The 13,147-nt window shown below is 52.4% G+C and carries 12 protein-coding genes and 1 pseudogene; 7 read left to right on the top strand and 6 right to left on the bottom strand.

Features of this window, described 5'->3' with window-relative positions:
* Positions 1-17: 17 nt before the first annotated feature.
* The 6 genes and pseudogenes from damX to ABIE10_RS17905 all read left to right on the top strand — a co-directional run.
* Positions 18-1,304, top strand: coding sequence for a cell division protein DamX (damX, locus tag ABIE10_RS17930; protein ID WP_235117021.1), 1,287 nt, complete (start codon positions 18-20; stop codon positions 1,302-1,304).
* Between the two features lie 117 nt (positions 1,305-1,421).
* On the top strand, positions 1,422-2,258 hold the full coding sequence (dam, locus tag ABIE10_RS17925) for an adenine-specific DNA-methyltransferase (protein ID WP_016154786.1): 837 nt from the start codon (positions 1,422-1,424) through the stop codon (positions 2,256-2,258).
* 17 nt (positions 2,259-2,275) lie between these two features.
* On the top strand, positions 2,276-2,953 hold the full coding sequence (gene rpe, locus ABIE10_RS17920) for a ribulose-phosphate 3-epimerase (protein ID WP_003023561.1): 678 nt from the start codon (positions 2,276-2,278) through the stop codon (positions 2,951-2,953).
* Positions 2,946-3,704 (top strand): phosphoglycolate phosphatase, encoded by a 759-nt coding sequence (gph, locus tag ABIE10_RS17915; RefSeq protein WP_016154785.1) that lies wholly within the window; start codon positions 2,946-2,948, stop codon positions 3,702-3,704. The genes rpe and gph overlap by 8 nt, the downstream gene beginning before the upstream one ends.
* Entirely contained in the window at positions 3,697-4,701 is a 1,005-nt protein-coding gene (gene trpS, locus ABIE10_RS17910) for a tryptophan--tRNA ligase (protein WP_429156473.1), read from the top strand. Before gph ends, trpS begins: the two co-directional genes overlap by 8 nt.
* A 159-nt stretch (positions 4,702-4,860) precedes the next feature.
* Positions 4,861-4,938 (top strand): annotated as a pseudogene (locus ABIE10_RS17905) (hypothetical protein); the annotation flags it as partial.
* Positions 4,939-5,015: 77 nt separating this feature from the next.
* Here the strand turns inward: ABIE10_RS17905 and ABIE10_RS17900 are convergent.
* The 6 genes from ABIE10_RS17900 to tsgA all read right to left on the bottom strand — a co-directional run bounded on the left by ABIE10_RS17900 (position 5,016) and on the right by tsgA (position 12,251).
* Positions 5,016-5,186, bottom strand: coding sequence for a YhfL family protein (locus tag ABIE10_RS17900; RefSeq protein ID WP_016154783.1), 171 nt, complete (start codon positions 5,184-5,186; stop codon positions 5,016-5,018).
* A 307-nt stretch (positions 5,187-5,493) separates the two neighbouring features.
* Positions 5,494-6,867, bottom strand: coding sequence for a siroheme synthase CysG (cysG, locus tag ABIE10_RS17895; protein WP_016157628.1), 1,374 nt, complete (start codon positions 6,865-6,867; stop codon positions 5,494-5,496).
* A gap of 11 nt (positions 6,868-6,878) precedes the next feature.
* Complete coding sequence (gene nirC / locus ABIE10_RS17890; protein ID WP_047501468.1) at positions 6,879-7,688, bottom strand: nitrite transporter NirC; 810 nt, start codon at positions 7,686-7,688, stop codon at positions 6,879-6,881.
* Between the two features lie 187 nt (positions 7,689-7,875).
* Positions 7,876-8,202, bottom strand: a complete 327-nt coding sequence (gene nirD, locus ABIE10_RS17885; RefSeq protein ID WP_016154780.1) for a nitrite reductase small subunit NirD — start codon at positions 8,200-8,202, stop codon at positions 7,876-7,878.
* Positions 8,199-10,742 (bottom strand): NADPH-nitrite reductase large subunit, encoded by a 2,544-nt coding sequence (gene nirB, locus ABIE10_RS17880; RefSeq protein ID WP_016154779.1) that lies wholly within the window; start codon positions 10,740-10,742, stop codon positions 8,199-8,201. Before nirB ends, nirD begins: the two co-directional genes overlap by 4 nt.
* A gap of 327 nt (positions 10,743-11,069) precedes the next feature.
* Positions 11,070-12,251, bottom strand: coding sequence for an MFS transporter TsgA (tsgA, locus tag ABIE10_RS17875; RefSeq protein ID WP_016154778.1), 1,182 nt, complete (start codon positions 12,249-12,251; stop codon positions 11,070-11,072).
* A 264-nt stretch (positions 12,252-12,515) separates the two neighbouring features.
* Between tsgA and ppiA the strand changes: the two genes are divergently transcribed.
* Positions 12,516-13,088 (top strand): peptidylprolyl isomerase A, encoded by a 573-nt coding sequence (gene ppiA / locus ABIE10_RS17870; protein ID WP_003023595.1) that lies wholly within the window; start codon positions 12,516-12,518, stop codon positions 13,086-13,088.
* The last annotated feature ends 59 nt before the right edge of the window (positions 13,089-13,147 follow it).

Here is a 13,147-nt window from a genome sequence, read left to right as displayed (position 1 = left end):
TTTGAGTGGGGTGTTAAATGGATGAATTCAAACCAGAAGACGAGCTGAAACCCGATCCCAGCGATCGTCGTACTGGTCGTTCTCGTCAATCGTCTGAACGCGATAATGAGCCGCAAATCAATTTTGATGATGTTGATCTGGATGCTGACGATCGCCGTCCTGCGCGCGCACGTAAAGAGCGTGAAGAAGAACGGGACATTGAAGAAGAGTATGAATCTGATGACGATGACGTGGATGAAGAGCGTGTAGAACGCCGTCCGCGCAAGCGTAAGAAACCCGCCAGCAAGCCTGCCTCTCGTCAGTATATGATGATGGGTGTCGGTGTCCTGGTGCTGTTGCTGCTGATCATCGGTATCGGTTCTGCGCTGAAAGCCCCCTCATCATCTCCCAGTGAGCAGGCAGGATCTGGCGAGAAGAGCATCGATCTTTCTGGCAACAACGCGACGGATCAGGCGAGCACGACTACGCCTGCAACAGGCGCTGAGCAGACCGCTGGCAGTACCCAGCAGGATGTTTCCCTACCGCCGATTTCCTCTACCCCAACTCAAGGTCAGACACCTGCGGCAACTGAAGGCCAGCAGCGTGTTGAAGTGCAGGGCGATCTGAACAACGCTCTGACGCAACCGCAAGGCCAGGAGCAGGTTAACAATGTAGTGGTTAACTCTACGCTGCCGACCGAACCTGCGACCGTTGCGCCAGTTCGTAATAGTAATGCTGTGCGCCAGACTGCGAAAACGGAAACGGCTGAACGCCCTGCTGCGACACACCAGGAACGTAAACAGGCCGTTATTGAGCCGAAGAGCAAACCGCAAACTACGGTGAAAGCGACGCAGACAGAGCCGAAACCTGTTGCTCAGGCAAAACCAACTGCAACTGCGCCGACGACCACAACCAAGGCACCTGTGGTTACCGCTACGCCGAAGGCGACCGTTGAGCCGAAAGCAACCGCGACTACAACGCCTGCGCCAACTGCGACGGCAACAACGTCAACACCTGTTGCTGGTGGAGCGAAAAGTGCAGGAAATGTCGGAGCGTTAAAATCTGCGCCGTCCAGCCATTACACGCTGCAACTCAGCAGTTCTTCTAACTACGACAACCTTAACGGTTGGGCGAAGAAAGAAAACCTAAAGAACTACGTGGTGTATCAGACGACGCGTAACGGTCAACCGTGGTATGTTCTGGTAACAGGCGTGTATGCGTCTAAAGAAGATGCGAAACGTGCAGTGTCTACGCTACCCGCCGATATTCAGGCGAAAAATCCGTGGGCAAAACCGCTGCACCAGGTTCAGGCCGATTTGAAGTAAGATAGGATATGTTCTGCAATGGTTTGCTGTTTCGCCCAATTGCGGGACAAAGACTAAAGCGCAGGATGCTGTCGGAGCTTTCTCCACAGCCGGAGAAGGTGTAATTAGTTAGTCAGCATGAAAAAAAATCGCGCTTTTTTGAAATGGGCAGGGGGAAAATACCCCCTGCTTGATGATATCAAACGGCATTTACCTCAGGGTGAATGCCTGATTGAACCTTTCGTGGGTGCCGGGTCGGTGTTTCTCAACACCGACTTTTCTCGTTATATTCTTGCCGATATCAACAGCGACCTCATCAGTCTCTATAACATCGTGAAGACACGTACCGATGAGTATGTGCAGGCTTCGCGTGAGCTGTTTATGCCTGAAACTAATCAGGCTGAGGTGTACTATCGGTTCAGAGAAGAATTTAATGCCAGTCAGGATCCGTTCCGCCGTGCAGTACTGTTCTTGTATCTGAACCGCTTTGGTTACAACGGATTGTGCCGTTATAACCTGCGCGGCGAGTTTAATGTACCGTTTGGTCGTTATAAAAAACCTTACTTCCCGGAAGCCGAGTTGTACCATTTTGCTGAAAAAGCGCAGAATGCGGAGTTCCATTGTCTCTCCTATGAAGAGTGCATGGACCGTGCGGATAGCAACTCTGTGGTCTATTGTGACCCGCCTTATGCACCGCTTTCGGCGACGGCAAATTTCACCGCGTATCATACCAACAGCTTTAGCCCAAAAGAGCAGGCGCATCTGGCCGAGATGGCAGAAAAGCTGGTCAGTAAGCAGATCCCGGTGTTAATTTCGAACCATGACACGCCCGATACCCGCGAATGGTACCGATCGGCGAAACATTTTCAGGTCAAAGTGCGGCGCAGCATTAGCAGCAATGGCGGCACGCGTAAAAAGGTGAACGAACTGCTGGCACTGTATAAACCAGGAGTTGTAACGCCTGCGAAGAAATAATTCTCAAGGAGAAGCGGATGAAACAGTATTTGATCGCCCCCTCAATTCTGTCGGCTGATTTTGCCCGCCTGGGTGAGGACACCGCGAGAGCGCTGACTGCCGGTGCCGATGTCGTACACTTCGATGTCATGGACAATCACTACGTACCGAACCTGACCATCGGCCCGATGGTACTGAAATCGCTGCGTAAATATGGCATTACCGCTCCGATTGACGTTCATCTGATGGTGAAACCGGTCGATCGTATTGTCCCGGACTTCGCCGCCGCCGGCGCGAGCATCATTACTTTTCACCCGGAAGCCTCCGAGCATGTCGATCGCACTTTACAGCTGATCAAAGAGCATGGCTGTAAAGCGGGCCTGGTGTTTAACCCGGCAACACCGCTGAGCTATCTGGACTACGTCATGGATAAGCTCGATGTGATCCTGCTGATGTCCGTTAACCCAGGCTTTGGCGGGCAATCCTTCATCCCACAAACGCTGGATAAGCTGCGCGAAGTGCGTCGTCGTATTGATGAATCTGGCTACGATATCCGCCTTGAAGTGGACGGCGGCGTCAAGGTGAACAACATTGGTGAAATCGCGGCGGCGGGGGCAGATATGTTTGTCGCAGGCTCTGCTATTTTCGACCAACCAGACTACAAAAAAGTCATTGATGAAATGCGCAATGAACTGGCGAAGGTAAGTCATGGATAAGTTTCAGGATATTCGGGGCGTTGCATTTGACCTCGACGGTACGCTGGTCGACAGCGCGCCGGGATTAACCGCAGCGGTGGATATGGCGCTGTATGCGCTGGAACTGCCGATTGCCGGTGAAGAACGCGTTATCACCTGGATTGGCAACGGTGCAGATGTACTGATGGAGCGCGCGCTGGCGTGGTCGCGTCAGGAGCGCGCCACACTACGTAAGACAATGGGTAAACCGCCCGTTGATGATGATATCCCAGCCGAAGAACAGGTGCGTATTTTGCGTAAGCTGTTCGACAGATACTACGGCGATGTCGCAGAAGAGGGGACATTCCTGTTCCCTGATGTTGCCGACACGCTGGGCGCGATGCATGCGAAAGGATTGCCGCTGGGTCTGGTGACCAACAAACCGACCCCGTTTGTCGCGCCATTGCTTGAGGCGTTAGATATCGCCAAATACTTTAGCGTGGTCATCGGTGGTGACGACGTGCAGAATAAAAAACCGCATCCGGATCCGCTACTGCTGGTAGCAAGCAAGCTTGGCATCAAGCCTGAGCAATTGCTCTTCGTAGGGGATTCACGTAATGATATTCAGGCGGCAAAAGCTGCTGGCTGTCCGTCCGTTGGTCTGACTTATGGCTACAACTACGGCGAGTCGATCGCGCTGAGCCAACCCGACGTTATTTACGACCGTATTAATGAACTACTGCCCGTTCTCGGGCTTCCGCATAGCGAAAATCAGGAATCAAAAAATGACTAAGCCCATCGTTTTTAGTGGCGCACAGCCCTCAGGTGAATTGACCATTGGCAACTATATGGGTGCGCTGCGTCAGTGGGTGAGCATGCAGGATGACTACTATTGCATCTACTGCATCGTTGACCAACATGCCATCACCGTTCGTCAGGATGCTCAGCAGTTGCGTAAAGCAACGCTCGATACGCTGGCGCTGTATCTGGCATGCGGTATCGATCCTGAAAAAAGCACCATTTTCGTCCAGTCTCATGTACCGGAACACGCACAGTTAGGTTGGGCGCTGAACTGCTACACCTATTTCGGCGAGCTGAGCCGTATGACCCAGTTCAAAGACAAATCCGCACGCTATGCGGAGAACATCAACGCCGGTCTGTTTGATTATCCGGTGCTGATGGCGGCAGACATCCTGCTGTATCAGACCAACCAGGTACCGGTTGGCGAAGATCAGAAACAGCATCTGGAACTAAGCCGCGATATCGCCCAGCGCTTCAACGCCCTGTATGGCGACATCTTCAAAGTGCCTGAGCCGTTCATTCCTAAATCCGGTGCGCGCGTGATGTCGCTGCTGGAGCCGACGAAGAAAATGTCCAAGTCGGATGACAACCGCAACAACGTGATCGGCCTGCTGGAAGATCCGAAATCCGTGGTTAAGAAAATCAAACGTGCGATGACCGACTCCGAAGAGCCGCCTGTTGTACGCTACGACGTGCAGAATAAAGCGGGTGTTTCCAACCTGCTGGATATCCTCTCTGCCGTTACCGGCCAGAGCATTCCGGAGCTGGAACAACACTTTGAAGGCAAGATGTATGGTCATCTGAAAGGTGAAGTCGCAGAGGCCGTTTCCGGCATGCTGACCGAGCTTCAGGAGCGTTATCACCGTTTCCGTAACGATGAAGCTTTCCTGCAGCAGGTGATGAAAGATGGCGCTGAAAAAGCCAGCGCACGCGCGTCTGTTACGCTGAAAGCGGTTTACGAAGCGATTGGTTTTGTCGCCAAGCCGTAATGCGCTCTGCGTTGCTGAAGAAACCGGGTTCTACCCGGTTTTTTTTCGCCTGTTCGCTGGCGAATCTCAAAAAAATATGAAGCGCCTCGCCGTTTGCATATTTCCTTATATCAATCAATTTAATGAAGATATAAATATTCAATTTACTGAGAATATAAAATGCGTCGGATATTTATCAAGAGAGAGGAGGGACTGACAACCCTGGCCCGCTACCTGCTCGGCGAGAAGTGCGGTAGCGTGTGAATGAGTATCTAACCTATAAATATAAAAACCGGGGGTTTCCCGGTTTTTTTGTATCTGCGCAATCGCTTCTGTTACAGATCTGCAGCCGGGCCACAGCCACCAATAATTTTAGAAATAGAAATTGCCGGATGCAGGAAGTAATCGTAGGTGCAGTTATCTTTTTTGTTATCAACATGACCAGTACACGCGGTCAGCGTAGCCAGAACACCAGCAACGATAGTGATTTTTGCAAATTTCAGCATGTTAAAATCCTTGTAAGATATCTATTTTTAAATGGATGAAATCCATTTCTCGGCGGTTAAGATATCAACTAAAATAAACTTAAAGTAGTCCGGATTAGGACATAACAAGTTTTATATAAAATATGCTTTCAATGAATTTAAATGTTTTAAAAATACATTTAATTAATGATTAACGGTTGGGCTACTGAGGCGAGTATATAGCGTATATCGGTTATTTATTTCTATAGGAAGATAAATAAATGCCCTGAATACGAACTGTCCGACTTTATGGGGGCAGTCCAATATCAGGGCATTTTTCAGCGTTCAATTAATGGTTCGAGAACCAGTTCAGCTTATCGCGTAGTCCAACCACGCGGCCGACGATAATCAGCGCTGGGCTTTCAACCTGCTGCGCCAGTTCTCCGAGTTGCGAAAGCACCCCGTTAACAACGCGTTGCTTCACGGAGGTACCGTTTTCTACCAGCGCGACAGACATATCGGGTTGCATGCCGAATTCGATCAGTTTTTCCTGGATAGTCGCCGCCTGATTGAGGCCCATGTAGAACACCAGCGTCTGTTTCTCTGCCGCCAGGTTTTCCCAGTCCAGCTCGCCGCCGGTTTTCAGGTGCCCGGTGACCAGACGTACACTCTGGGCGTAATCTCGATGGGTCAGTGGAATGCCGGAATAGGCGGAACAACCGGATGCTGCGGTAATACCTGGCACAACGGAGAATGGAATACCGGCATGGCACAGGGTTTCCAGCTCTTCGCCACCACGGCCAAAGATGAACGGGTCGCCACCTTTCAGGCGCACGACGCGTTTGCCCTGTTGCGCTTCACGCAGCAGGATCTGGTTAATTTCTTCCTGCGGTACACAGTGGTAGCCCGCGCGTTTACCGACGAACACCCGGTCGGCATCGCGGCGTACAAGGTTCATGATGTCGTCGGATACCAGACGGTCATAAACCACGACATCCGCTTGCTGGATCTGCTGTAGACCTTTCAGCGTCAGCAGCCCGGCATCGCCAGGACCGGCGCCAACCAGCACTACTTCGCCTCGATGGTCCAACGGTTCGCTGAGCAACTGCTCGGTGGTTTCCTCGACTGCTTTCTGGTCACTGTTCGCCAGCGATTGCGCCAGGCGGTCATTCACGAACAATTTTTCCCAGAAGCGGCGACGTTCACCCATGCTGGCAAACTGTTCTTTCACTCGGGCGCGTAACTTGCCTGCATATTGCGCGACCTGGCCCAGATGCTGAGGCAGCACAGATTCAAGTCTTTCACGTAGCAGACGGGCAAGCACTGGCGATGTACCGCCGGAGGAGACCGCCACCATCAGCGGCGAACGGTCGATAATGGAGGGCATGATAAAACTGGCTGCTTTTGGCGCATCGACCACGTTGCAGAAAATACGACGTGATTCTGCGGCGGTGCTGACGCTTTGGTTGACGGCATCGTCATCGGTGGCGGCAATAGCCAGCCAGCAGGTGTCGAGCAGGGACTCGTCGAACGGTCCCTCAACCAGCGTCAGCATGCCTTCATCTGCCCATACGGTGAACTGCGGAATAAACGCCAGCGCATTAACCGTTATACGGGCGCCCGCTTCCAGCAGTAACCGCGCTTTGCGTTCTGCGACATCACCACCGCCGACGATCAAGCAGTCGCGGTCACGTAGTTGACAAAATATAGGCAAATGATCCACGACATTACCCCTTAATTATTGGCAGTAGCCTCTGGCTGGTTGATTTTTGCCGGAGCAGGACGCTCCGATTTTGGCGTAGCATACCAATAACCCAATCCCATGAATACGACACCGGACAAAGTATTACCGAGTGTCACCCACAACAGGTTATGACCAATTCCTGACAGGGTATAGGCTTCGCTGTGGTGGCCGAACCAGGAGAGGGCAAACAGCGTCATGTTGGCAACCGAGTGCTCGTAGCCGGAAGCGATAAACGCCAGTAGACACCACCAGATAGCGAGGAATTTTGCTGCGCCCTCGGTACGAATTGCCATCCAGATTGCCAGACAAACCAACCAGTTACACAGTGCGCCTTTAAAGAACAGCACCGTTGCTGGCGCGGTAGTTTTCGCCAACGCCACCGAATGGACGATGCTGGTATCGACCGGCAGCAGGCTACCGCCGCCCCAACTGTAAAGCAGAGCGACAAACACGGATCCGACCAGATTACCCAGCCAGGTTTGCGGCAGAATAGCCCACATCTGACCGTGACTGATGGTGCCCGCTTTGACGCCGAGCGTCAGGAACATGGTGTGACCGGTAAACAGTTCCGAACCGGCAATAATGACCAGCGTTAAAGCAATACCAAAGGTTGCACCCATTACCAGAGGACGAACGGACGGGTCGAGCAGATTACCGAGGGTGAAAATAAGAATGATGCCGAGACCGACGTAGGCCCCCGCCATTGCCGAACTGACCCAGAATCCGAGCGGGTTATTAGCCGACAGTCGTGCGATGCGCGCAGCGTTAGCCGCACACTTATTAATAGTGTCTGTGAACATGTGTTGATTATCCTTGAAGTACAAACAATAAAAAGAAATCGTAACCGTAGGCCTGATAAGGCATTTATGCCGCCATCCGGCAATGTGCTTGTGCAATTGCCTGATGGCGCTACGCTTATCAGGCCTACAAATAAAAGACCTACAAATACGTCAAAAAAGGGGAGGCGTTGCGCCTCCCAAAAAGTTATTAACCGCGCAGTTGCACCGTGCCGTCTTTCACTCGCGCTTCGTAATGTTTCACGGAGAACTGTTCGTCTTCCATGCACAGACCGTCGCTTAAGCGAAAGCGCTGTTTTTTCAGCGGGCTGGCGACCCACAATTCGCCCTGATGCTCAGCAATCAGCCCACGAGAAAGCACGCTGGATTCAAAGAATGGGTCGATGTTGCTGATCGCAAACACCTGGTCGCTGTGATACGGGCGGAAAATCGCAACTTGCTCGCTACCTAACAGGGCGCAGACGCCTGTTGCAGGCAGAATGTCATCGATTTTGCAGATGTTTTTCCACTGGCTCATGCGTTTTCCTCCACCAGAGTCACCGGGATACGCTCATAGGGCGTGGCCGGACGATGTTGTTCACGTTCAGGCACAACCTGGACATTCGGATCGCGTTGATCGCTGTTGATAAAGTGTTTGAAGCGAACCTGTGCGGATGGGGTGTTAACCGTCTCTGTCCACTCGCAGACCACCGCTTCACGCAGACGGGCCATCTCTTCTTCCAGGTGCTGGTTCAGCCCCAGTTTGTCGTCGATGATGACCGATTTCAGATATTCGATACCGCCTTCCAGGTTGTCTAACCATGGTGCGGTTCGGGTCAGTTTGTCAGCGGTACGGATGTAGAACATCATGAAACGATCAAGGTATTTGAGCAGCGTTTCGCGGTCGATATCCGCTGCCAGCAGGTCTGCATGACGAGGTTTCATCCCGCCGTTACCGCAAACGTACAAGTTCCAGCCTTTCTCAGTGGCGATGATACCCACGTCTTTGCCCTGTGCTTCCGCACATTCACGGGTACAGCCGGAGACGCCGAATTTCATTTTGTGCGGGGTACGAATGCCCTTGTAGCGGTTTTCCAGCTCCACGCCGAATCCGACGCTATCGCCGACGCCATAACGGCACCAGGTGCTGCCTACGCAGGTTTTCGCCATCCGCAGCGCTTTGGCGTATGCGTGACCGGTTTCAAAGCCCGCTTCAATCAGCTGACGCCAGATTTCCGGCAGGTCATCTTTTTGCGCGCCGAACAGGCCGATACGCTGAGAACCGGTGATTTTGGTATACAGGTTAAATTCACGCGCGATACGGCCCACGGCCACCAGGCCTTCAGGAGTTATTTCTCCGCCCGCGGAGCGCGGGATCACGGAGTAAGTACCGTCTTTCTGGATGTTCGCCAGGAAGTTGTCGTTAGTGTCCTGCAGCGGCGTGTGCTGTGGTTTGAGGATGTACTCATTCCAGCAGGAGGCCAACAGGGAACCTACGGTTGGTTTACACACTTCACAGCCGTAGCCTTTCCCGTGTTTTGCCAGCAGCTCTTCGAAGGTTTTAATTCCTTCTACACGGATCAGATGGAACAATTCCTGACGCGAGTACGGGAAGTGTTCACACAGGTTGTTGTTGACTTCGATCCCCTGTTTCGCCAGTTCAGCGTTCAGGACCTGCGTTACCAACGGGATACACCCGCCGCAGCCGGTACCAGCTTTGGTTTCAGCTTTCAGCGCCGCAACGGTGTGGCAGCCTTTGTTAATAGCGGCGATCAGCATGCCTTTGGTGACGTCGAAGCAGGAGCAAATCTGCGCGCTGTCCGGCAGTTTATCGACACCGATAGACGGCTTACCGCTGCCCGCGTGAGCTGGCAGAATCAGTGAGTCTGGGTTTTCCGGCAGTTCGATGGCGTTCAGCACCAGCTGCAGCAGGTTGCCGTAATCGCTGGTGTCACCGACTAAAACCGCCCCGAGCAGGGTTTTGTTATCTTCGCTAACGATGAGGCGTTTGTAGACTTCTTTGCTTTCGTCGAGATAGACGTAGCTACGGGCGCCCGGCGTGCGCGCATGCGCGTCGCCAATCCCGCCGACGTCAACACCAAGCAGCTTCAGCTTGGCGCTCAGATCCGCGCCTTCAAAGGCGTTTTCGGTTTCGAGAATATGGTCAACGGCAACCTGCGCCATTTTGTAGCCTGGAGCGACCAGGCCATACACGCGGTTGTTCCAACTGGCGCATTCGCCGATGGCATAGATGTCCGGATCAGAAGTCTGGCAAGTATCGTTAATCACAATACCACCGCGCGGCGCAACGTCGAGGCCGCATTGGGTGGCCAGTTTGTCGCGTGGGCGAATACCGGTAGAAAAGACGATGAAATCGACTTCCAGTTCGCTACCGTCGGCAAAACGCATGGTTTTGCGCGCTTCGGTGCCTTCCTGGACGATCTCTTTAGTGTTTTTGCTGGTGTGGACACGCACGCCCATGCTTTCAATTTTGCGACGTAACTGCTCGCCACCCATGTGATCCAGCTGTTCGGCCATCAGCATCGGGGCAAATTCAATCACGTGGGTTTCAACGCCGAGGCTTTTCAGCGCACCGGCGGCTTCCAGACCCAGCAGGCCACCGCCGACGACGGCACCACGTTTGCTACGGCGCGCGCAAGACTCAATGGCGTTGAGGTCTTCGATGGTGCGGTAAACGAAGCAGTCTTGGGTTTCCGAACCTTTAATCGGTGGGATCCACGGATAAGAGCCTGTCGCCATGATCAGCTTATCGTAATAGACCGTACGACCCGCGCTGGAGTGGATCACCTTCTCCTGGCGGTTGATGGTGATTGCGCGCTCGCCCACTAACACCTTAACGCCATGCTTCTCGTAGAATCCTTCACGCACCAGAGAAAGTTCTTCGGCGGTGTGGTGGGAGAAGTAGGACGACAGGTGGACTCGGTCGTACGCTTTGCGGGGTTCTTCACAGAAGACGGTAATATCAAAATTGGCAGCGTCGGATTTATCAAGAAGATCCTCAATAAAGCGATGGCCGACCATACCATTACCGATAATAGCGAGTCTGACTTTGCTCATTTTTGCCTCGATTTCTTTTCTATTACTGCCTACCTTAACGATTCAGCAACCCCGCTTATTGATGCAAATCAAATTCGCCTTTATATACTCCTTAAGAGGTATATGGCTGATTTAACTGCATTTTTATAAGTTACGGAATTAACAGGCTTTTCGTGTTTGTATAAATAGCGTACAAATTAAGGGGTTTTTGTAAGAATTGGCCTACAGCACCAGAGAAAGAAGAGGGCGCGGGAATAGGCCGGAGGGCGTCTGCGCCTTATCCGGCCTACGAACAGCTTGTCTTGTAGGCCGGATAAGATGCGTTAGCATCGCCATCCGGCACTCAGATTAATGCGTTGCGGGTGCGTTATGCTGGCGATGACGCGTGACGAACCCAAGAATAAAGCACATCACGAATACGACCGCATACAAGCCGTTAGCCGTCTGCAATGCCGCCAGCGGACCGCTGTGCGCCACGATAGGGCCAGTGACCACGAAGGTGAGCATAGTACCGATGGTGCCACAGGTCAGAACGAAGTTAACCAGTTTAGGTGATGCGACCTTCGTCTGCTGGGAGCCGAGGGTAATGATGGTGGTATAAATCGCGCTGGAGAAGAAGCCCAACGTCAGAATGAACCACGGCATATGCTCCGGCGTACCGGTGATAAACAGATACATCAGGACGGTGGCCACCCCCGCCAGTACGGTCAGGATGCGCTGCAAATCGAAGAAACGCAGGATAAAGCTAAATGCCCACATGCCAACCATGTAAGACATCCAGAAGTCGCTGACCAGTTTACCTGCGTCGTTCAGGCTCATGCCCAGACTTTTGGCGTATTCCGGCACCCAGGAGATAAAGCCCAACTGACCGAGGATGTAGCACAGCGCGGCGATCGCCAGGAACAGCACGCCAATGCCCCATTTTTCTTTTACCACAGGCGCGTCCGGTTGCTGTGCGTGTTTACCCAGCGCCGGGAATTCGCAGCCGAAGGTCAGCAGGAAAATGGCGACGTATACCAGGCCGATGCAGGCATAAACCCAATACCATTCGATGCTGCGCGCTAACAGGAATGCTGCCACCATCGGGAAAATCATGCCGGCCATGCTGAAGAAGGAGTCAGTAAACAGCAGGCGGGAACCGCGCTGGCGACCTTCGTACATCTGAGTCACCAGGAACGTACCAATCGACATGGTGATACCGCTCACCAGACCCAGTACAAACATGGCGGCTGAGAACAAGGCCAGGCTATGGCTGAGCATCAGTCCGGCGACCGCCAGAACCATCAGGATAAAGCCAAAGCGCAACTGGGTTTTCAGTGGCACAATTTCCATCAGCCATGCATTCAGAAAAATAGAGATCAGAATGCCGGCATTCAGAAAGGTGAAGGTGTTACTCATACTGGAAACGGGCAAATGGAAGTAATCTGCGATGTTTCCCATCACCATCCCGGTGACAATTACCAACGCGCCTGTCAGGGCGTAGGAGAGAAAGCTAATCCATGTGAGCTTGATGCGATTGCTGTTAGTCATGACTGGCCTGTATAGAAGTGTTAGGCGCATTGACTGCGCCGTGAGCGGGCAGATTTTAGGCGCTTTAGTGATGCATTTAAATGTTTATTGGTAATTACTTGCTGCGTTACATTTTTTTATGTGATCTAGATCGCATTGAATCTTGAGGCTATAAGGTTACATTTGTTTCAAGTACGTAAAATTAAGTAAAGGGATGGCCTTGTTCTTGAAGGCTCTTTAGAATCAATTCACTTGCTTCATTTCTGCTCTTGTTAAGGAATTCTCATGCTCAAATCGACTCTGGCGGCTGTTGCAGCTGTTCTCGCTCTTTCTGCTCTCTCTCCCGCAGCACTGGCAGCAAAAGGTGACCCGCATGTCCTGCTGACAACCTCTGCCGGTAACATTGAGCTGGAGCTGAACAGTCAGAAAGCCCCGGTTTCAGTGCAAAACTTTGTCGATTATGTCAACAGCGGTTTCTATAACAACACCACGTTCCACCGCGTGATCCCTGGCTTCATGGTGCAGGGCGGCGGTTTTACCGAGCAGATGCAGCAGAAGAAACCTAACCCGCCAATCAAGAATGAAGCCGATAACGGACTGCGTAATACCCGCGGCACGATTGCCATGGCGCGTACAGCAGATAAAGACAGCGCGACCAGCCAGTTCTTTATCAACATTGCAGACAATGCGTTCCTCGATCACGGCCAGCGCGACTTTGGGTACGCGGTCTTCGGTAAAGTTGTGAAAGGTATGGATGTCGCGGATAAGATCTCTCAAGTGCAGACCCATGATGTTGGTCCTTACCAGAATGTCCCGTCAAAACCGATTGTTATCCTGTCTGCCAAAGTCCTGCCATAAACGTCTTTTGCGCGGGCAGTTCCTGTCCGCGTTCTTTCCCTTCTCTGCGTAACCTGAAA

It is taken from the genome of Citrobacter sp. 506 (assembly GCF_050434985.1).
Classification (GTDB): domain Bacteria; phylum Pseudomonadota; class Gammaproteobacteria; order Enterobacterales; family Enterobacteriaceae; genus Citrobacter; species Citrobacter braakii.
The sequence above is the reverse complement of the archived record's forward strand: the minus strand, read 5'-3'. Positions and strand labels throughout refer to the sequence as shown.

Excerpts from the sequence above, each read along its gene's own strand:
- gph (WP_016154785.1), top strand. The coding sequence starts at position 2,946 with ATGGATAAGTTTCAGGATATTCGGGGCGTTGCATTTGACCTCGACGGT.
- ABIE10_RS17900 (WP_016154783.1), bottom strand. The coding sequence starts at position 5,186 with ATGCTGAAATTTGCAAAAATCACTATCGTTGCTGGTGTTCTGGCTACG.
- nirB (WP_016154779.1), bottom strand. The coding sequence starts at position 10,742 with ATGAGCAAAGTCAGACTCGCTATTATCGGTAATGGTATGGTCGGCCAT.
- ppiA (WP_003023595.1), top strand. The coding sequence starts at position 12,516 with ATGCTCAAATCGACTCTGGCGGCTGTTGCAGCTGTTCTCGCTCTTTCT.
- dam (WP_016154786.1), top strand. The coding sequence starts at position 1,422 with ATGAAAAAAAATCGCGCTTTTTTGAAATGGGCAGGGGGAAAATACCCC.
- nirD (WP_016154780.1), bottom strand. The coding sequence starts at position 8,202 with ATGAGCCAGTGGAAAAACATCTGCAAAATCGATGACATTCTGCCTGCA.
- rpe (WP_003023561.1), top strand. The coding sequence starts at position 2,276 with ATGAAACAGTATTTGATCGCCCCCTCAATTCTGTCGGCTGATTTTGCC.
- trpS (WP_429156473.1), top strand. The coding sequence starts at position 3,697 with ATGACTAAGCCCATCGTTTTTAGTGGCGCACAGCCCTCAGGTGAATTG.
- tsgA (WP_016154778.1), bottom strand. The coding sequence starts at position 12,251 with ATGACTAACAGCAATCGCATCAAGCTCACATGGATTAGCTTTCTCTCC.
- damX (WP_235117021.1), top strand. The coding sequence starts at position 18 with ATGGATGAATTCAAACCAGAAGACGAGCTGAAACCCGATCCCAGCGAT.
- nirC (WP_047501468.1), bottom strand. The coding sequence starts at position 7,688 with ATGTTCACAGACACTATTAATAAGTGTGCGGCTAACGCTGCGCGCATC.